This is a genomic window from Geodermatophilus sp. Leaf369, from assembly GCF_001424455.1.
GTDB lineage: Bacteria > Actinomycetota > Actinomycetes > Mycobacteriales > Geodermatophilaceae > Klenkia.
The window spans coordinates 112102-131707 of record NZ_LMQA01000001.1 but is presented as its reverse complement, the minus strand read 5'-3'; the positions used below and the strand labels follow the sequence as shown (position 1 = coordinate 131707).

General features: G+C 73.5%; 19 protein-coding genes. 15 read left to right on the top strand and 4 right to left on the bottom strand.

Annotation, left to right across the window (positions count from 1 at the left end; translation table 11 throughout):
• The first annotated feature begins 23 nt into the window (after positions 1–23).
• The 6 genes from yajC (at position 24) to ASG36_RS00605 (ending at position 7986) form a co-directional block, all read left to right on the top strand.
• Complete coding sequence (gene yajC / locus ASG36_RS00630; protein WP_055758090.1) at positions 24–395, top strand: preprotein translocase subunit YajC; 372 nt, start codon at positions 24–26, stop codon at positions 393–395.
• A gap of 11 nt (positions 396–406) precedes the next feature.
• The gene (secD, locus tag ASG36_RS00625; RefSeq protein ID WP_055758087.1) at positions 407–2227 is read left to right on the top strand and encodes a protein translocase subunit SecD; all 1821 of its coding nucleotides are present in this window, start codon (positions 407–409) and stop codon (positions 2225–2227) included.
• Positions 2224–3609, top strand: a complete 1386-nt coding sequence (gene secF, locus ASG36_RS00620; protein WP_082522693.1) for a protein translocase subunit SecF — start codon at positions 2224–2226, stop codon at positions 3607–3609. The genes secD and secF overlap by 4 nt, the downstream gene beginning before the upstream one ends.
• On the top strand, positions 3606–4202 hold the full coding sequence (locus ASG36_RS00615; protein WP_055758084.1) for an adenine phosphoribosyltransferase: 597 nt from the start codon (positions 3606–3608) through the stop codon (positions 4200–4202). Before secF ends, ASG36_RS00615 begins: the two co-directional genes overlap by 4 nt.
• A gap of 90 nt (positions 4203–4292) precedes the next feature.
• Positions 4293–6722 (top strand): bifunctional (p)ppGpp synthetase/guanosine-3',5'-bis(diphosphate) 3'-pyrophosphohydrolase, encoded by a 2430-nt coding sequence (locus tag ASG36_RS00610; RefSeq protein ID WP_157498474.1) that lies wholly within the window; start codon positions 4293–4295, stop codon positions 6720–6722.
• A gap of 178 nt (positions 6723–6900) precedes the next feature.
• A complete protein-coding gene (locus ASG36_RS00605; RefSeq protein WP_055758081.1) occupies positions 6901–7986 on the top strand; it encodes a DUF418 domain-containing protein in 1086 nt (361 codons plus the stop codon).
• Here the strand turns inward: ASG36_RS00605 and ASG36_RS00600 are convergent.
• Together ASG36_RS00600 and ASG36_RS00595 are read right to left on the bottom strand one after the other, a co-directional pair.
• Positions 7976–8536: a DUF3105 domain-containing protein gene (locus ASG36_RS00600; RefSeq protein WP_055758078.1), complete on the bottom strand. Its 561-nt coding sequence runs from the start codon at positions 8534–8536 to the stop codon at positions 7976–7978. The genes ASG36_RS00605 and ASG36_RS00600 overlap by 11 nt on opposite strands.
• Entirely contained in the window at positions 8533–9378 is an 846-nt protein-coding gene (locus tag ASG36_RS00595) for a peptidylprolyl isomerase (RefSeq protein ID WP_055758074.1), read from the bottom strand. The genes ASG36_RS00600 and ASG36_RS00595 overlap by 4 nt, the downstream gene beginning before the upstream one ends.
• Positions 9379–9521: 143 nt before the next feature.
• Between ASG36_RS00595 and ASG36_RS00590 the strand changes: the two genes are divergently transcribed.
• The 5 genes from ASG36_RS00590 to ASG36_RS00570 are packed head-to-tail and all read left to right on the top strand — an operon-like array spanning position 9522 to position 15339.
• Positions 9522–10205: an MBL fold metallo-hydrolase gene (locus ASG36_RS00590; protein ID WP_055758070.1), complete on the top strand. Its 684-nt coding sequence runs from the start codon at positions 9522–9524 to the stop codon at positions 10203–10205.
• The gene (gene hisS / locus ASG36_RS00585; protein ID WP_055758066.1) at positions 10202–11467 is read left to right on the top strand and encodes a histidine--tRNA ligase; all 1266 of its coding nucleotides are present in this window, start codon (positions 10202–10204) and stop codon (positions 11465–11467) included. The genes ASG36_RS00590 and hisS overlap by 4 nt, the downstream gene beginning before the upstream one ends.
• Positions 11464–12459: an aldo/keto reductase gene (locus ASG36_RS00580; RefSeq protein ID WP_055758063.1), complete on the top strand. Its 996-nt coding sequence runs from the start codon at positions 11464–11466 to the stop codon at positions 12457–12459. Before hisS ends, ASG36_RS00580 begins: the two co-directional genes overlap by 4 nt.
• A 31-nt stretch (positions 12460–12490) precedes the next feature.
• The gene (aspS, locus tag ASG36_RS00575) at positions 12491–14230 is read left to right on the top strand and encodes an aspartate--tRNA ligase (protein WP_235494453.1); all 1740 of its coding nucleotides are present in this window, start codon (positions 12491–12493) and stop codon (positions 14228–14230) included.
• A gap of 23 nt (positions 14231–14253) precedes the next feature.
• On the top strand, positions 14254–15339 hold the full coding sequence (locus ASG36_RS00570) for an alanine--glyoxylate aminotransferase family protein (RefSeq protein ID WP_055758057.1): 1086 nt from the start codon (positions 14254–14256) through the stop codon (positions 15337–15339).
• A gap of 81 nt (positions 15340–15420) precedes the next feature.
• Here the strand turns inward: ASG36_RS00570 and ASG36_RS22485 are convergent, their stop codons facing one another.
• Complete coding sequence (locus tag ASG36_RS22485) at positions 15421–15729, bottom strand: hypothetical protein (protein ID WP_055758055.1); 309 nt, start codon at positions 15727–15729, stop codon at positions 15421–15423.
• A 343-nt stretch (positions 15730–16072) separates the two neighbouring features.
• Between ASG36_RS22485 and ASG36_RS22480 the strand changes: the two genes are divergently transcribed.
• Entirely contained in the window at positions 16073–16222 is a 150-nt protein-coding gene (locus tag ASG36_RS22480) for a hypothetical protein (protein WP_235494451.1), read from the top strand.
• A 285-nt stretch (positions 16223–16507) separates the two neighbouring features.
• Here ASG36_RS22480 and ASG36_RS00555 read toward each other — a convergent pair whose 3' ends face one another.
• The gene (locus ASG36_RS00555) at positions 16508–17377 is read right to left on the bottom strand and encodes an aldo/keto reductase (RefSeq protein ID WP_055758048.1); all 870 of its coding nucleotides are present in this window, start codon (positions 17375–17377) and stop codon (positions 16508–16510) included.
• A 64-nt stretch (positions 17378–17441) separates the two neighbouring features.
• Between ASG36_RS00555 and ASG36_RS00550 the strand changes: the two genes are divergently transcribed.
• The 3 genes from ASG36_RS00550 (at position 17442) to ASG36_RS00540 (ending at position 19596) form a co-directional block, all read left to right on the top strand.
• Positions 17442–18779 carry a replication-associated recombination protein A gene (locus tag ASG36_RS00550; protein ID WP_055758044.1) on the top strand — a complete coding sequence of 446 codons (1338 nt, stop codon included), beginning with the start codon at positions 17442–17444 and terminating at the stop codon, positions 18777–18779.
• 95 nt (positions 18780–18874) lie between these two features.
• Positions 18875–19291: a DUF948 domain-containing protein gene (locus ASG36_RS00545; protein WP_055758041.1), complete on the top strand. Its 417-nt coding sequence runs from the start codon at positions 18875–18877 to the stop codon at positions 19289–19291.
• Positions 19291–19596, top strand: a complete 306-nt coding sequence (locus tag ASG36_RS00540; protein ID WP_055758038.1) for a hypothetical protein — start codon at positions 19291–19293, stop codon at positions 19594–19596. The genes ASG36_RS00545 and ASG36_RS00540 overlap by 1 nt, the downstream gene beginning before the upstream one ends.
• The last annotated feature ends 10 nt before the right edge of the window (positions 19597–19606 follow it).

The window sequence follows — 19606 nt, the reverse complement described above, 5'->3', positions numbered from 1 at the left end:
CGCGGTGGAGAGGCACGACAACCGTGGAGCAGTTCTTCCCGCTCATCCTGCTGGTGATCGCCTTCGCACTGCTCATCGTGCTGCCGGCCCGTCAGCGCAAGAAGATGGCCGCCAACGCGCAGACCCTGCAGGAGTCGCTGTCCGTGGGCGCCCCGGTCATGCTGACCAGCGGCCTGCACGGCACGGTCGCCGGCCTCGGCGACGGCACCGTGGACATCGAGATCGCCCCCGGGGTGGTGGCCACCTTCGCCCGCCCCGCGGTGATGGAGATCCGCAAGCCCGACGGTGCGGTCCTCGACGCCACCGCCGGGGAGATCGTGCCCCCCAGCGACGAGCGGCACGGCTACGTCGACGGCGACGGTGACCCCTCGGGTCCCTCCGACCGCACCCGCTGAGGCCGCGCACCGTGGCCGCTCGCCAGCTCCCCGCCGCCCGTTACTTCGGGGCCTTCGTCCTGATCGTCGCGGCCATGTACGGACTGGTCTTCGGGACCGGCTCCCAGCGCACCCCGCAGCTGGGCCTGGACCTGCAGGGCGGCACCACGGTGACGCTGACCGCCCAGGTCCCCGGCGGGGGCACCCCCGACCGGGAGGACCTGGAGCTGGCTCGGCAGATCATCGAGCAGCGCGTCAACGGCCTCGGTGTCTCCGAGGCCGAGGTGGTCACCGAGGGCGACTCCAACATCGTCATCTCGGTGCCCGGTGAGGACGGCGACCAGGCCCGCGAGCTCGGCCAGACCGCCCAGCTGCGGTTCCGCCCGGTGCTGCAGGGCCCGCTGCCGGCCACCAGCGACGCGACGACCACCGACCCGGCGACCACGGACCCGGCCACCACGGACCCGGCGACCACGGACCCGGCGACCACGGATCCCGCTGTGACGGATCCTGCGGTGACCGACCCGGCAGCGACCTCCTCGGCCGCGCCGGACTCCTTCGCGCCGGACTCCTTCGCCCCGGAGCCGACGGCCACCGAGTCGGCCGCTCCCACCAGCGACGCCGCCCCGGCGACCTCCTCCGCCCCGGCCTCGGACTCCGCACCGGCCACCGGCAGCTCCGCCGAGACCGACCCGGCCACCGGTGACCCGGTGGGCGCCACGCCGCTGACCGAGGAGCAGGCCACCGCCGACCTCGCGACGCTGACCTGCAGCCCCGAGGACACCCGCGAGATCGACCTCTCGGACTCCTACCTGGCGGCGTGCTCGGAGGACGGCACCGCCAAGTACCTGCTCGGCCCGACGGTCGTCGAGGGCACCCAGGTGTCCGACGCCAGCGCCGGCACCGCCCAGCAGACCGGCGAGTGGATCGTCAACGTCGACTTCACCTCCTCGGGCTCCTCGACGTGGGCGGCCTACACGGCGGCCAACGTCGGCAACCAGGTCGGCATCGTCCTCGACGGCCGGGTGGTCTCCGCCCCGACGATCAACAGCGCGATCACCGGCGGCACCACCCAGATCACCGGCTCCTTCGACCAGGAGACCGCCACCACGCTGGCCAACCAGCTCGCCTACGGCGCCCTGCCGCTGACCTTCACCCAGGCCACCGCGCAGTCCATCTCCACCGAGCTCGGCGGCGAGCAGCTGCGCGCGGGCCTGATCGCCGGCGGCATCGGCGTCGCGCTGGTCTTCCTCTACGCGCTGCTCTACTACCGGCTGCTCGGCCTGGTGATGATCGCCAGCCTGATCCTGTCCGCGGTCGTGGTCTACGCCAGCCTCGTGCTGCTGGGCCGGGAGATCGGGTTCACCCTGAGCCTGGCCGGGATCGCCGGGTTCATCGTCAGCATCGGCATCACCGCGGACTCCTTCGTCGTCTACTTCGAGAGACTCAAGGACGAGATCCGCGAGGGCCGCACGCTGCGCAGCGCCGTCCCCCGCGCCTGGGTGCGTGCCCGCCGGACGATCCTCTCCGCCGACGCGGTCAGCTTCCTGGCCGCCGCGATCCTCTACGTGCTGGCCATCGGGGACGTGAAGGGCTTCGCGTTCACCCTGGGTCTGTCCACCGTGCTCGACCTGATCGTGGTCTTCCTCTTCACCCACCCGCTGATGTCGGTGCTGAGCCGGTTCAGGAGCTTCGGCTCCAGCCGGTTCTCCGGCCTCGGCGCCGTCGACGTCAGCCGCCGGCCGGCCACCGCGCCGCGGCCGGGCCAGCGGCCCGGTCGCACCGGTCTGGCCGCCGCCGGCTCGGGCACCGGCAGCACCTCCGCGAGCGCCACCGACAGGAGCGACCGATGACCGGCACCCCCCGCGACGGCGACCCGCAGGACGCACCTCTGGACGACGCCGACGGCGACGGTCGCGACGACGCCACCGAGTCCGACGCCGAGGTGCGCGCGGACGCCGCGGCCGACGCCGACGACACCGCGCTGGCCGACGCCGGACTGCCCGCCGAGGGCGAGACGGAAGAGGAGGCCGCCGCGGTCCGCGCCGCCCCGAAGAGGGCCTCGCTGGCCCATCGGCTCTACAACGGCGAGGCCGGTCTGGACGTCGTGGGCCGCAGCCGGTTCTGGTACAAGGTCACCGCCGTCGTGGTGCTGGTCTGCATCGCCTCGATGGTGTTCCGCGGCTTCAACTTCGGCATCGACTTCGAGGGCGGCAACAGCTTCCGGGTGCCGGCGTCGTCGTCCCAGCTGACCGAGATCCGCGAGGCCGCCGAGGGCGCCGGGGCCGACGTCTCCACCGCCCAGGTGGTCGGCGGCAACACCGTCCTGCTGCGCACCGGGGCGCTGGACAACGACGCCGAGGCCACCGTCGTCTCGGCCATCGCCGACGCCGCGGGCGTCCAGCCCGCCCAGGTGAGCCCGGAGTCCGTCAGCGCGGACTGGGGCCGGGACATCACCGACCAGGCGCTGATCGCCCTCGTGGTGTTCCTCGCCGCGGTGGTGCTCTTCCTGGCGATCCGGTTCCAGCCGAAGATGGCCGTGGGCGCGATCGTCGCGCTGCTGCACGACATCGTGCTCACCGCCGGCGTCTACTCCCTGGTCGGCTTCGAGGTGACGCCCTCGACGGTGATCGGGTTCCTCACCATCCTCGGGTTCAGCCTCTACGACACCGTGGTGGTCTTCGACAAGGTCGACGAGAACACCAAGGACCTGGAGAAGGGCGCCCGGATGACCTGGGGCGAGGCGGCCAACCTGGCGGTCAACCAGACCCTCATGCGCTCGATCAACACCTCGGTCATCGCGCTGCTGCCGGTGCTCGGCCTCCTCGTCGTCGGTGTCGGCCTGCTCGGCGTCGGCACCCTGCAGGACCTGGCCCTGGTGCTCACCGTCGGCCTGGCCGCCGGCACCTACAGCTCGATCTTCCTGGCCACCCCGGTGCTCGCCGACCTCAAGGACCGCGAGCCCGAGGTGCAGGCGCTGCGCAAGCGGGTGCTGGCCCGCCGGGCCGCCGACGCCCGGTCCGGTGGCACCGCCGCCGGTCCGGTCGCCAGCGCCCGCCGGACGCGTCCGGCCGCGGCGGCCGGCGGGGTCGCCCTCGCCGACCGCGAGACGCTGCCGGAGCGTCCCGAGGCCGTCGAGCAGGTCGAGTCCCCGGCGTCGGTCACCCGCGGACCCGTCGCCGGCCCGAAGCCCGGCGCGCGCCCGCAGCGACCGGGGCAGAAGAAGCGCCGGTGACCTCGCTGGACGCCCACGGGGAACTGCCGCTGGACGAGCTGATCGCCTCGATCGCAGTCGACGTGCCGGACTTCCCCGAGCCCGGGGTCGTCTTCCGCGACCTGACCCCGGTGTTCGCCGACGCGCGGGCGTTCCGCCGCGTGGTCGACGCTCTCGCTGCCGGTCCGGTGGACGAGGACCCCCGGGCCGCGGCCCTGCGCACCGGTGGCGACGGCGACCCGGGGTTCGACGTGGTCGTCGGGGTGGAGGCCCGCGGGTTCCTGCTGGCCGCCGCCGTCGCCCTGGACGCCGGCACCGGCGTCGTCCCCGTGCGCAAGGCCGGCAAGCTCCCCCGGGAGCGGGTGTCCGCGGACTACGCGCTGGAGTACGGCACGGCGACGCTGGAGCTGCACACCGACTCGATCGTGGCCGGTCAGCGGGTGCTCCTGGTCGACGACGTGCTCGCCACCGGCGGCACCCTGGAGGCCGCGATCGGGCTGGTCGAGCAGCTGGGCGGGGTGGTCACGGCCGTGTCGGTGGTGGTCGAGCTGCCCGCCCTGGGTGGCCGCGAACGGCTGCGGCCGCACACCGTGCACGCCCTCTGGACCACCTGACACACGGCTCACCCCGCCGGGCGGCGTCGAGCCTGCTCGCCGTGGCTAGCATGGTGCGGGTCCCACCCCACCGGACCCCGAGGAGTGACCGTGGCCTCTGACGTCGTCGCCTCCTCCACCGCCGCCGCCGCGCCAGCGGAACCCCAGCCCGGTGCCGAGCGCGCCACGCTGCCGGAGCGCCCCGCCGTGCAGGGCCCGGGTGTCAGCCGGCCCGCCGACGTCGCGAGCGAGCCGCCCTCGACCGGCGGGGCGCTGGACGCCGTCCCGCGTCGCCGGGTGCGCGACCGGCTGGCCCGCCGCATCGTGGCCGGCCAGCGCTCCACGGTCGTCCGTCCCGTGCTCGAACCCCTGGCTGCGCTCCACCGGCAGAACCACCCGAAGGCCGACCTGGCGCTGCTGCAGCGGGCCTACGACGTCGCCGAGGAGGCGCACGCCAGCCAGAAGCGGAAGTCCGGCGACCCGTACATCACCCACCCGCTGGCCGTGGCCACCGTGCTCGCCGGGCTGGGCATGGACACCACCACCCTGGTCGCCGCCCTGCTGCACGACACCGTGGAGGACACCGGCGTCGGGCTGGACACGATCACCGCAGACTTCGGGGCCGAGGTCGCGCACCTCGTCGACGGCGTCACCAAGATCGACAAGGTGTCGTTCGGGGACGGCGCGCAGGCCGAGACCATCCGCAAGATGATCGTCGCGATGGCCCGCGACCCCCGGGTGCTGGTCATCAAGCTGGCCGACCGGCTGCACAACATGCGCACGCTGCGCTTCCTCCCGCCGGAGAAGCAGGAGAAGAAGGCGCGCGAGACGCTGGAGATCCTGGCCCCGCTGGCCCACCGGCTGGGCATGAACACCATCAAGTGGGAGCTGGAGGACCTGGCCTTCGCCACCCTCTACCCCAAGCGCTACGACGAGATCGTGCGGCTGGTCGCCGAGCGGGCGCCGTCCCGCGACACCTACCTCGCCGAGGTCGCCGACGCGGTCACCGAGCAGCTCAAGGCCGGCAAGATCGAGGCCGACGTCACCGGCCGGCCCAAGCACTACTACTCGATCTACCAGAAGATGATCGTCCGCGGCCGGGACTTCACCGACATCTGGGACCTGGTCGGCATCCGGATCCTGGTCGACTCGGTGCGCGACGTGTACGCCGCGCTGGGCATCATGCACGCGCACTGGCAGCCGGTCCCGGGGCGCTTCAAGGACTTCGTGGCGATGCCGAAGTTCAACATGTACCAGTCGCTGCACACCACGGTGATCGGCCCGCAGGGCAAGCCCGTCGAGCTGCAGATCCGCACCCACGACATGCACCGCACCGCCGAGTACGGCATCGCCGCGCACTGGAAGTACAAGGAGAAGGCGCGCGGCGGCGGCCCCGTCACTCCGCCCAAGCCCGGCTCCTCCGGCGACGACATGCTGTGGCTGCGCCAGCTGCTGGACTGGCAGCGCGAGGCCCAGGAGCCCGGGGAGTTCCTGGAGACCCTGCGCTACGACCTCGGTCCGCAGGAGGTCTTCGTCTTCACGCCCAAGGGCGACGTGATCAGCCTGCCCGGGGAGTCCACGCCGGTCGACTTCGCGTTCGCCGTGCACACCGAGGTCGGCTACCGCTGCATCGGGGCCCGGGTCAACGGCTCGCTGGTCTCCCTGGACAGCAAGCTGGCCAACGGCGACGTCGTCGAGGTCTTCACCTCCCGGTCGCCCACCGCCGGCCCCAGCCGCGACTGGCTGGAGTTCGTCGGCTCCTCCCGGGCCCGCACCAAGATCCGCCAGTGGTTCACCAAGGAGCGCCGCGAGGACGCCGTCGACGACGGCAAGGACGCCCTCACCAAGGCCATGCGCAAGGCCGGGCTCCCGCTGCAGCGTCTGATGGGCGGCGACGCCCTGGCCACGCTGGCCGCCGACCTGCACTTCAGCGACGTCAGCGCGCTCTACGCCGCCGTCGGGGAGCACCAGGTCTCCGCCGCCTCGGTGGTGGAGAAGCTCATGGTCGCCCTCGGTGGGTCCGAGGGCGCCACCGAGGACATCGCCGAGACCGCCATCCCCACCAAGCGCTCGGTGGCCCGCACCGCGGGTGGCGACCCCGGCGTCGTGGTGCACGGCATGACCGACGTGTGGGCCAAGCTCGCCAAGTGCTGCACCCCGGTGCCCGGTGACGACGTGCTCGGCTTCGTCACCCGGGGCGGCGGCGTCAGCGTCCACCGCACCGACTGCACCAACGCCGACGACCTGCAGCGCAAGCCCGAGCGGCTCGTCGAGGTCGAGTGGGCCTCGGCGCCGGGCGCGGTGTTCCTCGTCGCCATCCAGGTCGAGGCGCTCGACCGGCACCGGCTGCTGTCCGACGTCACCAAGGCCCTCGCCGACGAACGGGTCAACATCCTGTCCGCCTCGGTGCAGACCAGCCGCGACCGGGTCGCCGTCAGCCGGTTCACCTTCGAGCTCGCCGACCCCGCCCACCTGGGTGCGGTGCTGCAGACGGTGCGCAACGTCGACGGCGTCTTCGACGTGGAGAGAGTCACTGCGTAGACCGCGATCCTCCGGATCGCACCGCGGCCAGGAGCCGTCCCCCGGCTGAGACGAGCGTGTCCGTCCTTCGGTCGCGGGACCCTCCGGGCCCCACTCCTCAGGACCCTGCACGGGTGGTCGGCTCCCATACCCTTCGGGAGTGACGACCACGGTCCAGTCCACGACCCACCAAACGCCGGTGGCTGGTCGCTCCCGCCTGGTGGGGGTGGACGTGGCCCGCGGGCTGGCCGTGCTCGGGATGTTCGGGGCGCACCTGCTGACCACCGACGACCTCGTGTGGTCGGACCCGTCTTCCTGGGACGGGCTGGTGGACGGGCGGTCGTCGATCCTGTTCGCGACGCTGGCGGGGGTGTCGGTCGCGCTGCTGACCGGGCGGACGTCGCCGCCCACGGGGGACGCGCTGGTACGGGCGCGGCTGGTGCTGCTGGTCCGGGCCGTGCTGGTGTTCGCCGCGGGGTCCGCGGTGCAGCTGCTGATCACGCCGGTGGGGGTGATCCTCGAGTACTACGCGGTGCTGTTCGTGCTGGCGGTCCCGCTGCTGCGCTGGCGGCCCCGGTCGCTGTTCCTGCTGGCCGGCGGGGTGGTGGTGGTGCTCAACCCGCTGGTGCACCTGCTGCTGGTGCCCTGGGTGAGCGTCGAGACCGGGGGCGGGGGAGTCCTCGGCGGACTCGTGCTGCTCGGGCAGTACCCGGTCGCGATCTGGGTCGCGTTCCTCGTCGTCGGTCTGGGGGTCGGCCGACTCGACCTCACCGCGGTCCGGGTGCGCGTCGGGCTCGTCGTCGTCGGGCTCGTGGGGGCGGTCGTCGGCTACGCCGCCGGGCCGGTGCTCGGGGTGGGGGAGCAGGCCGAGACGTTCCCCGAGACGGCGCTGGGCGAGCTGCCGCGCTGGCAGGACCTGGTGCCGCCGGTCGGGCAGCTGCTGTCCACCGCACCGCACAGCGGCACCCCGGCCGAGGTGGTCGCCTCCGGGGGGTTCGCCCTCGCCGTCCTCGGGGTGTGCCTGCTCGTCGCCGACCGGCTACGCCGGGTGCTGCTGCCGCTGGCCGCCGTGGGCTCGATGCCGCTGAGCGCCTACTGCCTGCAGCTGGTCGGCATCGCCCTGCTCGGCGACAGCGTGTTCAGCACCGCCGACGGCGGGGTGGGGCACTGGGTGCTCTTCGCCGGCACCGCGCTGGTGGTGTGCACCGTGTGGTCGCAGACCCTCGGCCGCGGTCCGCTGGAACGCGGGATCGGCCTGGTGACCGCCCGCGCGCTCAGGGGGTGAGCGGGGCGGCCAGGAAGGCCGGGTTCTCGCAGGTCGCGCCGAGCTCCGGGGTGGTGTCGGGGTTGGACACCAGCAACGTCGCGAAGGCCTCGATCCGCGGGTCGGCCGGGTCGTCGGCGCGCAGCTGGTGGTTCCACGCCTGCGCCGACACCGGGGACCCCTGCCCCGGGTAGGGCGACAGGAACATCCCCGACGTGCCCTCGACCAGCGCGGCCAGGGTCGCCACACCGCCGGCGTCGACCTCGGCCGGGTCGTAGGTCACCCACACCGCGCCGTGCTCCAGGGAGTGCACCGCGTTCTCCCGACGCAGCTCGACGTCGTAGACCGACCCGGTGCAGTCGGCCCACTGCGGGTCGTGCTCACCACCGACCGGCGGGGTCTCGGGGTAGTCGACGTCCTCGTCGGTGTGCAGCTGTCCGGGCGGGTAGGCCGCCACCTCGGTGTCGGCCAGGGTCACCTCGACCGCCGGGGACGCCGAGCCCCCGACGGTCGAGGTGCAGCCGGTCAGCAGCAGCCCCGCGAGGGCCAGCCAGGCCGGAGCGGACCTCACGCGGCGGGGGTGACCGACTCGATCGTCACCGGGCTGGCCGGTGCGCCGTCGGAGGAGCCGTCGGCCACGCCACCGGCGGCGATGCCGTCCAGCACGGCCAGACCGGCCTCGTCGATGGTGCCGAAGACGGTGTAGTCGGCGGGCAGCTGGCTGTCGCCGTAGACCAGGAAGAACTGGCTGCCGTCGGTGCCCTGCCCGGCGTTGGCCATGGCCAGGGTGCCGCGGGCGTAGGTCTCGCTGCCGGCGGTCGAGGTCGGGAACGCGTAGCCAGGGCCACCGCCGCCGGTGCCGCTGGGGTCGCCGCACTGGAGCACCTGCAGGCCCTCGCCGGTGGTCAACCGGTGGCAGGGGGTGCCGTCGAAGTAGCCCTGCGAGGCCAGGGACACGAAGCTCGCCGTGGCGCAGGTGGCCGGGGCGGCCTGGTCCAGGGTCAGCCCGATCGCGCCGGCGCTGGTGGTCACCGTCTCGGCGACCGTCCCCTCGGTGGCGACGTCGCCGCTGGGGGCGTCGTTGGCCACGCCCGAGCTGCCCTGGGCGTCGTAGGTGTAGGTGCAGGGCCCGGCGGTGGTGGTCTGCCCGGCCCGCTCGGCACCGGGACCCGGGGTCGGCGCCGCAGCGGCCGACGTCGTCGCGGCCGCGTCGGTGCCGCTCGCCGTCGTCGTGTCGTCGTCCCCGCCGAGGCCGGTGACCAGGAACGCCGCACCGGCGACCACCAGCACGGCCACCACGGTCACCAGGAGCAGCAGGTTGCGCCGCCGCTTCTTGGCCTGCTCGGCCCGCCGTTCCAGTTGGCGCTGCAGGTGACGCTGGGCGGCCTGGCGGCGCTGCTTGTTGCTGGGCACGGGTCTGGGGGCTCCTCGGTGCGGCTGCTCGGGGACAGCACACACGCACCGGCCCCGCTGGTCGAAGGGGGAGTCTAGGTGTCGGTGCTGGGCGTCCCCTGCAGGCAGACCGGGAGCGTCCAGGCCCCGCGTAACCTGGCCCGGTGCTCATCCGCTCCTTCCCCGCCGGCGCGTTCGGCACCAACTGCTACGCGATCGCCGCCGGACCCCGCTCGGAGTGCGTCGTCGTCGACCCCGGCATGGACGCCGTGGAGCCGCTGGCCCAGCTGCTCTCCGACGAGGGCCTCAAGCCCGTCGCGGTCGTGCTCACCCACGGCCACCTGGACCACACGTTCTCCGTGCTCCCGGTCTGCGAGGGCTACGACATCCCCGCCTGGCTGCACCCCGAGGACCTCGGGATGATCAGCGACCCGGTGGCCTGGCACGGCCCCGCGCTGGCCCCGCTGGCGCAGGGCGTGGCGCTGCCCGATCCCGCCGAGGTCCGCGCGCTGGAGGACGGGGCACTGCTGTCCCTGGCCGGTGTCGACCTCACCGTGCGGCACGCCCCCGGGCACACCCGCGGCTCGGTGGTCTTCAGCCTCGACCTCGACGAGTCGCCCGGCCTGATCGCGGGCGACGTCCTCTTCGCGGGCTCCGTGGGCCGGGTCGACCTGCCCGGCGGCTCGTGGGAGTCGATGCTGGGTTCGCTGCGCGACGTCGTCCTGCCGCTGGACGACGCCACGGTGGTGCTGCCCGGGCACGGCCCGGCCACCACGATCGGCCGGGAGCGGGCCACCAACCCCTACCTGGCCGAGGCCGCGGGCGCGCCGAAGGGCCGCGGGCTGTGAGCGACTCCCTGGTCGCCCCCAAGGGCACCTTCGACGTCCTGCCGCCGGACTCCGCCCGGTTCCTCGCCGTCCGGGAGACGCTGACCGCGCCGCTGCGCCGGGCCGGCTACGGCTACGTGGAGACCCCGGTCTTCGAGGACACCGCGGTCTTCGCCCGGGGGGTGGGGGAGTCCACCGACGTCGTGAGCAAGGAGATGTACTCCTTCACCGACAAGGGCGGCCGGTCGCTGACCCTGCGCCCCGAGCTCACCGCCGGGCTGATGCGGGCCTTCATCGAGCACCGGCTCTACGCCGGCGCCCTGCCGGTCAAGCTGTGGAGCGTCGGCTCGGCGTTCCGCTACGAGCGCCCCCAGGCCGGGCGCTACCGGCACTTCACCCAGGTCGACGTCGAGGCCCTGGGCGTCGACGACCCCGCGCTGGACGCCGAGATGGTCGCGCTCGCCGACCAGGGCTACCGAGACCTCGGGCTCACCGACTACGAGCTGCAGCTCACCTCGCTGGGCGACGCCACCTGCCGGCCGCAGTACCGCGAGCTGCTGACGGACTTCCTGTCACGGCTGGACCTCGACGAGGACACCCGGCGCCGGGCGCAGATCAACCCCCTGCGGGTGCTCGACGACAAGCGGCCCGACGTCCAGGCCCAGCTCGTGGACGCCCCGCTGATGGTCGACCACCTCTCCGACACCACCCGCGCGCACTACGACGCCGTCCGCCAGCACCTCTCCGACCTCGGCGTCTCGTGGGTCGAGGCCCCCCGGCTGGTGCGCGGGCTGGACTACTACACGAAGACGACGTTCGAGTTCGTCCACCACCGGCTGGGCTCGCAGTCCGGCATCGGCGGCGGCGGGCGCTACGACGGGCTCTCGGCCGCACTGGGCGGCCCGGACGTCTCCGGCATCGGCTACGCGGTCGGCGTGGACCGGACGATCCTGGCCGTCCAGGCCGAGGGGCTCGACATCGCCGTCGAGCCCGGGGTGCAGGCCTTCGTCGTCCCGCTGGGGGCCGAGGCCAAGTCCCTCGCCGTCCGGCTGGTGGGGCAGCTGCGCGCCGCCGGGGTCTCCGCCGACACCGTCTACGGCGACCGTGGGCTCAAGGGCGCCATGAAGGCCGCCGACCGCTCCGGGGCTGCGCAGGTCCTCGTCATCGGCGACCGCGACCTCGCCGCCGGGGTCGGGCAGCTGAAGACGATGGCCACCGGGGAGCAGGTCGCCGTCCCCCTCGGTGAGCTCGTCGAGCGCGTGCGTGCGACGGTTCTGCCGTGACTTCCTCCCTCGAACAGCGCCCGCTCGGCCGCACCGGCGCCGACGTCTCCGTGGTCGGCCTGGGCACCTGGCAGCTCGGCGGCGACTGGGGCGACGTGACCTCGGAGTCCGCCGCCGAGGTCCTCGACGCCGCCCTCGACGCCGGCGTCACCCTGCTCGACACCGCCGACGTCTACGGCGACGGCCGCTCCGAGGAGCGGATCCGCCAGGCGCTGACCACCCGCTCGGACCGGCCCTTCGTGGCCACCAAGGCCGGCCGCCGCGCCGACCCCTTCGAGGCCGCCACCTACACGCCGGAGAACCTGCGGGCGTGGGTCGACCGGTCCCGCCGCAACCTGGGCGTGGACACCCTGGACCTGGTCCAGCTGCACTGCCCGCCGCCGGCCGTCTACTCCGACCAGCGCGTCTACGACACCCTCGACGGGTTCGTCGCCGACGGCTCCATCGCCGCCTACGGCGTCTCGGTCGAGACCGTGCAGGAGGGCCTGACCGCCCTGGAGCACGAGGGCGTGCAGTCCATCCAGGTGATCCTCAACGTCTTCCGGCGCAAGCCGCTGGAGGAGCTGCTGCCCGCAGCCGTCCGCGCGCAGGTCGGGATCCTGGCGCGGGTGCCGCTCGCCTCGGGCCTGCTGACCGGCAAGTACGACGAGTCGACCACGTTCGCCGCCGACGACCACCGGAACTTCAACCGCAACGGCGAGGCCTTCGACGTCGGCGAGACCTTCTCCGGGGTGCCCTACGACGTCGGCCTGGCCGCCGCCCGCGAGGTCGCCGAGATCGTGCCCGCGGGCACGACGACCGCGGCGTTCGCGCTGCGCTGGGTGATCGACCAGCCCGGCGTCACCGCCGTCATCCCCGGCGCCCGCAACGTCGAGCAGGTGCTCGGCAACGTCGCCGCGGCCACCCTCGCCCCCCTCACCGCAGACCAGCTGGCCGCGTGCGAGCGGGTGTACGACGAGCGCATCCGCGCCCACGTGCACGACCGCTGGTGACCCCGAACCCCTTCTGAGAGGCACTCCCTTGTTGCGCACCCACGACGCCGGCACCCTCCGGGCCGCCGACGCCGGCACCACCGTCACCCTGGCCGGCTGGATCGCGCGCCGCCGCGACCACGGCGGGGTGGTCTTCCTCGACCTGCGCGACGGCTCGGGCTACGCCCAGGTCGTCGTGCGGGAGGAGGAGGCGCACGCCCTGCGCAACGAGTACTGCGTGCTCGTCACCGGTGCCGTGCAGGCCCGCCCGGCCGGCAACGAGAACCCCGACCTGCCGTCGGGGGAGATCGAGGTCGTCGCCACGACGCTGGAGGTGCTCTCGTCCTCGGCGCCGCTGCCGTTCCCGATCGAGACCACCCAGGCCGCCGGGGACGACGTCCGGTACTCCTACCGGTACCTGGACCTGCGCCGGCAGGGCCCGGCGTCGGTGCTCAAGCTGCGCAGCGAGGTCAACCGGGTGGCCCGCGGGGTGATGGCCGCCCAGGGCTTCACCGAGGTGGAGACCCCGTCGCTGACCCGTTCCACCCCCGAGGGCGCCCGGGACTTCGTCGTCCCGGTGCGGCTGCAGCCGGGTTCCTGGTACGCGCTGCCGCAGTCCCCGCAGCTGTTCAAGCAGCTGCTGATGATCGGCGGCCTGGAGCGCTACTACCAGATCGCCCGGTGCTTCCGGGACGAGGACTTCCGCGCCGACCGGCAGCCGGAGTTCACCCAGCTCGACTTCGAGATGAGCTTCGTCGACCGGGACGACGTCCTGGACGTCGCCTCGTCCGTGGTCACCGCGCTGTGGAAGGAGCTCGCGACGCACGACGTGGGCGAGATCCCGCGGATGACCTACCGCGAGGCGATGGACCGCTTCGGGTCGGACAAGCCCGACCTGCGCTTCGGTCTCGAGCTCACCGAGCTGACCTCGTTCTTCGCCGACACCCCGTTCCGGGTGTTCCAGTCGCCCTACGTGGGCGCCGTCGTCATGCCCGGCGGTGGCTCGCAGCCGCGCCGCACCTTCGACGCCTGGCAGGACTGGGCCCGCTCCCGCGGGGCCAAGGGCCTGGCCTACGTCACCGTCGCCGAGGACGGCACCCTGGGCGGGCCGGTCACCAAGAACATCTCCGACGCCGAGCGCGCCGGGCTGGTCGAGGCCGTGGGGGCTTCCCCCGGGGACTGCGTCTTCTTCGCCGCCGGCCCGCGCCGGACGTCGCAGGAGCTGCTGGGGGCGGCCCGCAACGAGATCGCCAAGCGGCTCGAGCTGATCGAGCCCGGGTCTTGGTCGTTCCTGTTCGTCGTGGACTTCCCGATGTTCGAGGAGACCGAGGACGGCGGGTGGACCTTCATGCACCACCCCTTCACCTCACCCACCCCGGAGTGGCGGGAGCGGTTCACCGAGGACAAGGGCGCGGCGCTGTCCGACGCCTACGACCTGGTGATCAACGGCAACGAGTGCATGTCCGGCTCGGTCCGCATCCACGACGCCGCGCTGCAGGAGCGGGTGTTCGAGACCCTGGGCATGTCCACCGAGGAGGCCCGGGACCGCTTCGGGTTCTTCCTGGAGGCCTTCGCCTACGGTCCGCCGCCGCACGCCGGTGCCGCCCTGGGCTGGGATCGGCTCACCGCGCTGCTGGCGGGGGTCGACTCCATCCGCGAGGTCATCGCCTTCCCCAAGACCGGGGCCGGCTACGACCCGCTGACCGGCGCTCCCACGCCGATCTCGGACGCCCAGCGCAAGGAAGCCGGCATCGACTGGACGGCGCCGCCGCCCGCCCCCGCGGAGGCCTGATCCGGCTGGGTAGCGTGGCTCACATGCTGCGCGCCCGCACCCTGCTCGGACCCGGACCCTGCAACCCCTACCCGGAGGCGACGGTCGCCCTCGGGCAGCCGTTGCTGGGCCACCTCGACCCGTTGTTCCTCCAGGTGCTCGACGAGACCTCCGACCGGTTGCGCACCGTGTTCGGCACCGAGAACCGGCGCACCCTGCCGCTGTCGGCGACCGGTTCGGCCGGCATGGAGGCCGCGTTCGTCAACACCCTGGGCCCGGGCGACGTCGCCGTCGTCGCGGTGAACGGGTTGTTCGGCAAGCGCATGGTCGAGGTGGCCTCGCGCACCGGGGCCGAGGTCGTGGCCGTCGAGCACGAGTGGGGCCAGCCGGTGGACGCCGACCGCGTGCTGTCGGCGCACCCCTCGCCCAAGGTGATCGCCGCGGTGCACGCCGAGACCTCCACCGGGGTCGAGTCCGACATGGCCGCGCTGGGTGCCGGCAAGGGCGACGCGCTGCTGGTCGCCGACTGCGTGACCTCCCTCGGTGGCATCCCGGTCGCGCTGGACGAGTGGGGCGTCGACATCGCCTACTCCGGCTCGCAGAAGTGCCTCGGCGTCGCCCCCGGGCTCGCCCCGTTCACGATCAACGACCGGGCCTGGGAGCGGCGGATCGCCCGCCCGCAGTCCTGGTACCTCGACCTCGGCCTGCTCGGTGGCTACGCGGGCGAGGCCGGTGGCTCCGGTGGCCGCACCTACCACCACACCGCGCCCACCGGCATGGTCGTGTCGCTGCACGCGGGCCTCGGCCGGGTGCTGGAGGAGGGCTTGGACGCGGTGCACGCCCGGCACGCCGCCGCCGGTGCCGCCCTGCAGGGTGGTCTGGAGGCGCGCGGGATGAAGCTGTTCGCCGCCGAGGGCCACCGGCTCCCCGAGCTCACCACCGTCTGGGTGCCCGAGGGCGTGGACTCCGCCGCCGTGCGCAAGCAGCTCCTCGACGACTACGACCTGGAGATCGGCGGCGGCGTCGGCGAGTTCGCCGCCACCGTCTGGCGCATCGGCCTGATGGGCCACAACGCCACCCAGGCCAAGGTCACCGCCTTCCTGGCGGCCCTGGACGCCGTCCTCGCCTGACCCTCCTCCCGCAGTTGATCATCGTCAGGTGGTCGCGTGACACGCCTGTCGAGGTGTGTCGCCGGCACCACCTGACGATGATCAACTGGTCGGGGGCACCCAGCCGCGGCTGAGCAGGGCGCGGCGGCAGCGGTCGACGACGACGTCTGCCCGCTGGTGGCGGCGAGCGAAGCGCAGCAACAGGTAGCCGTCGGCGCCCATGAGCGAGTAGCGGTCGATGTCCCGGTCGAATTGCTCTGGATCCGCGTGCTGCCGGCCCTCGTACTCGACGAGCGTCCGGAACCTCTCCCACCCGAGGTCTCCGTGCGCGACCACCCGGCCCCTCGCGTCCAGGACCGGCACCTGGACCTCGATCGGGGGCAGGTCGCTCTGTCCGATCCACCAGCGCACCTTGGCTCTCGGGCCGGGACATCGCGCGCGGGTCCAGTCGGGGAGCGACGAAGCGGGCCCGGAGCACACCCCGGACCCGGTCCGCCCGGGCGAGTCTCTCGGCAAGGCTGTCGGCGGTGAGCGCACCGGCCCGCCACAGCGCGTCCCCGAGCGCGCACAGTTCGGCCGGGCCCGTCGTGGACGCCAGGTCCAGGAAGGTCTGGGCGCCACTGGTCACCCGGAGCCCCCGGTGCAGGACGACGTCGCCCGCCTCGAGTCGGCGGGCGTGCACGAGCACCTCAGCCCGCTGGGGGAGCACCCTCCGGGGCGTCAGGACGATCGACGGGCGGGTCGGAGCGTCGACGTGCGCGCCGAGCAACGAGGCGGCGGTGAGGTGGCTGTAGGCGGCGTCGTCCGGCAGGCCCTGGGCCAGCAGGGCGAGGTGACCGAGCCGGTCGACGCCGTCGTCGAGGTCGACCCACCGGTCGTGCGCGAGGTGCAGCCACGGCAGTGAGCGCAGCTGCCCTCGGCTGAGCCCCAACGCGCCGGCGTCAGCGGAGGTCAGGACGCGGGGTGTCTCCATGCCGCGGACCCTCGGTCGCCGGCGGCACCGTCGCACGGACCGCGGGTGATCTGTGGACGGGACCCGCAGACGGGGACGCCGACCAGCGCACGCCGCCCGGGTGTGCTCCCACCAGCCACCCCCTGTTGATCATCGTCAGGTGGTGGCGTCGACACCCCTTCAAGGGCGTGTCGGACGACCACCTGACGATGATCAACTGCGGGGTGGGGAGGCGGATCAGGCGGCGTTCAGGCGGCTCAGCTGGTCGGAGGACAGGGTGACCTCGGTGGCGCCGGCGGAGTCCTGGATGCTCCTGGGCTTGCTGGCGCCGGGGATGGGGATGACCACGTCGGCCTGGGCGAGGTGCCAGGCCAGGGTGACCTGGTAGACCGACACACCCAGCTCGTCGGCGACCGCGGCGAACTCGCCCGCGGTGGAGGCCAGCGAGCCTGCGTCGCCCATGCCGCCGAAGGGGCTCCAGGGGAACCAGGCCAGACCGGCCTGCGCGCAGTGCGCCAGTTCGCCGGCCGAGGAGCGGAAGCCGGGGGAGAACTGGTTCTGCACGCTGACCAGGGCGTCGCCGCAGATGGCGCGCGCCTCGTCGATCTGGGCGACGTCGGCGTTGGAGATGCCGATCATCCGGATCTTGCCGGCGTCGCAGAGGTCCTTCATGGCGCCCATCGAGTCCGCCCACGGGGTCTCCGGGTCGGGGCGGTGGAACTGGTACAGCCCGATCGCGTCCACGCCCAGGGCCTCCAGCGAGGCGTCGCAGGCGCGGCGCAGGTGCTCCGGCGACCCGTCGAGCAGCCACTCGGTGCCCTCCCGGGTGTGCCCGCCCTTGGTGGCGATGAGGACGTCGGCCGACCCGCCCCAGGAGCGGACGGCGCGGGCGACGGTGCGCTCGTTGTGGCCCACCTCGGAGGCGTCCAGGCAGTAGGCGTCGGCGGTGTCGATCAGCGTGACCCCGGCGTCGAGGGCGGCGTGGACGACGGCGTCGGCCGCGTCGGGGGAGGGTCGGTCGCCGACGGAGAGCGGCATGGCGCCGAGCCCGATCGCGGACACGTCGACCCTACCGACGACGTCGTTGCCGATGGTGCGGTGCTGCACGGGGTGGTCCTCTCGTCGTGGATCTCGGTCGGGACTGTCTGCCCCCGGCGGTAGCGTCGCAAGCGTGAGCACGCTGTTCGACCCCGAACCCGAGGAGGGCGCCCGTCCGGCGTTCGACCCCGGGGCGCCGCTGGCGGTGCGGATGCGCCCGCGCGGGCTCGACGAGGTGGTCGGCCAGAAGCACCTGCTGGGTCCGCGGGCCCCGTTGCGCCGGCTGGTCGAGGCCGACGAGCCGATGTCACTGGTGCTCTACGGGCCGCCCGGCACCGGCAAGACCACGCTGGCACACGTCATCTCCCTGGCCACGAAGCGCTCCTTCGTGCAGCTGTCCGCGCTGGACGCCGGGGTCAAGGAGGTGCGCGCAGTCATCGCCACGGCCAAGCGCGAGCTGACCCACGGCAACCGGCGCACCGTTTTGTTCATCGACGAGGTCCACCGCTTCTCCAAGACCCAGCAGGACTCGCTGCTGTCCGCGGTGGAGGACCGGATCGTCAGCCTGATCGCCGCGACCACGGAGAACCCGTTCTTCTCCGTCGTCTCACCGCTGCTCTCGCGCTCCCTCGTGCTGGCGCTGCAGTCGCTGTCCGACGAGGACGTCCGCGAGGTGCTGCACCGGGCGATCGCGTCCGACCGCGGGCTGGACGGCGCGATCACCCTCACCGAGGAGGCCGAGGAACACCTGCTCCGGGTGGCCGGCGGTGACGCCCGCAAGGCGCTGACCGCGCTGGAGTCCGGCGCCGGTGCCGCGAAGGCCGCGGGGACGACGACGCTGGACCTGGCCACCCTGGAGACCGCCGTGGCCCAGGCCGCGGTGCGCTACGACCGGCAGGGGGACCAGCACTACGACGTGGCCAGCGCGCTGATCAAGAGCGTCCGGGGCTCCGACGTCGACGCCGCGCTGCACTACCTGGCCCGGATGGTCGAGGCGGGGGAGGACCCGCGGTTCATCGCCCGGCGGCTGGTGATCAGCGCGAGCGAGGACATCGGGATGGCCGACCCGACCGCACTGGGAGTCGCGGTTGCCGCGGCCGACGCGGTGGCGTTCATCGGCATGCCCGAGGGGCACTTCGCCCTGGCCCAGGCCACCGTGCACCTGGCGACGGCGCCCAAGTCCAACGCGCTGACCACCGCGATCGGGGAGTCCGTCGGCGACGTCCGGGCCGGGCTGGCCGGGCCGGTGCCGCCCGGGCTGCGCGACGCCCACTACAGCGGTGCCAAGAAGCTCGGGCACGGAGCCACGTACGCCTACCCGCACGACCACCCCGACGGCGTGCTGGCCCAGCAGTACCCGCCCGACGCGCTGGTCGGCCGGGACTACTACCGCCCCACCGGCCGCGGCGCCGAGGCCGCGATCGGGGCCCGGCTGGCCAAGCTGCGGGCCATCGTCCGGCGCACCCGGTGAACTCCCGCCGGACTGTCCGACCCCGCGGTTAGGGTGACCCGAGCCGCCGGACACCCCGGTGGGTGACGCGTTCGACCGACGAGAGGGACCACCCCGTGTCCGCAGGAGAGATCGCCGGGCTCATCGCCGCCGGCGCGCTGGTGGTGCTGGTGCTGCTGCTCGCCGTCCCGGTGCTGAAGCTGGGCCGCACGCTGGACGAGACCACGCTGACCATCCGGCAGGTCCGTGAGCAGAGCCAGCCGATCCTGAGCCAGGCCTCCACCACGGTGACCCACGTGAACGCCAACCTCGAGCGGGTCGACGACATCACCGGCAACGCCGCGAACGTCTCCAGCAACGTGGCTGCGCTGACCAGCGTGTTCGCCGCGACCCTGGGCAGCCCGCTGATCAAGGCCGCGGCCTTCAGCTACGGCGTGCGCAGCGCGGTCACCAAGAAGCGCGAGGGCCAGGCCGCCGCCACCGCTCAGCGTTCGGCCAAGGACGAGCGTCGCGCCCGTCGGCGGGCCGCCTGATGCGCCGGCTGTTCTGGCTGACCATGGGCATCACGATCGGCGTGCTCGTCGTCCGCAAGATGTCCCAGGCCGCCGAGAAGCTCACCCCGCAGTCGGTCGTCGGCCAGTTGGCCGACGGTCTGCGCGACCTCGGTGACGCGATCGCCGACTTCGGTGCCGACGTCCGTGCTGCGGCCGCCGGCCGCGAGGAGGAGCTGCGCTCGGGCACCGGCCTGGACGCCCCGCTCCCCACCCGCGAGGACGCCACCGCCGGTGGTCAGGCCGCGATCGCCGCCCGTCGCGGCGCGCACTCCGCCGACCACTGACCCCACCGGT

Excerpts from the sequence above, each read along its gene's own strand:
- secF (WP_082522693.1), top strand. The coding sequence starts at position 2,224 with ATGACCGGCACCCCCCGCGACGGCGACCCGCAGGACGCACCTCTGGAC.
- ASG36_RS00570 (WP_055758057.1), top strand. The coding sequence starts at position 14,254 with ATGCTGCGCGCCCGCACCCTGCTCGGACCCGGACCCTGCAACCCCTAC.
- ASG36_RS00540 (WP_055758038.1), top strand. The coding sequence starts at position 19,291 with ATGCGCCGGCTGTTCTGGCTGACCATGGGCATCACGATCGGCGTGCTC.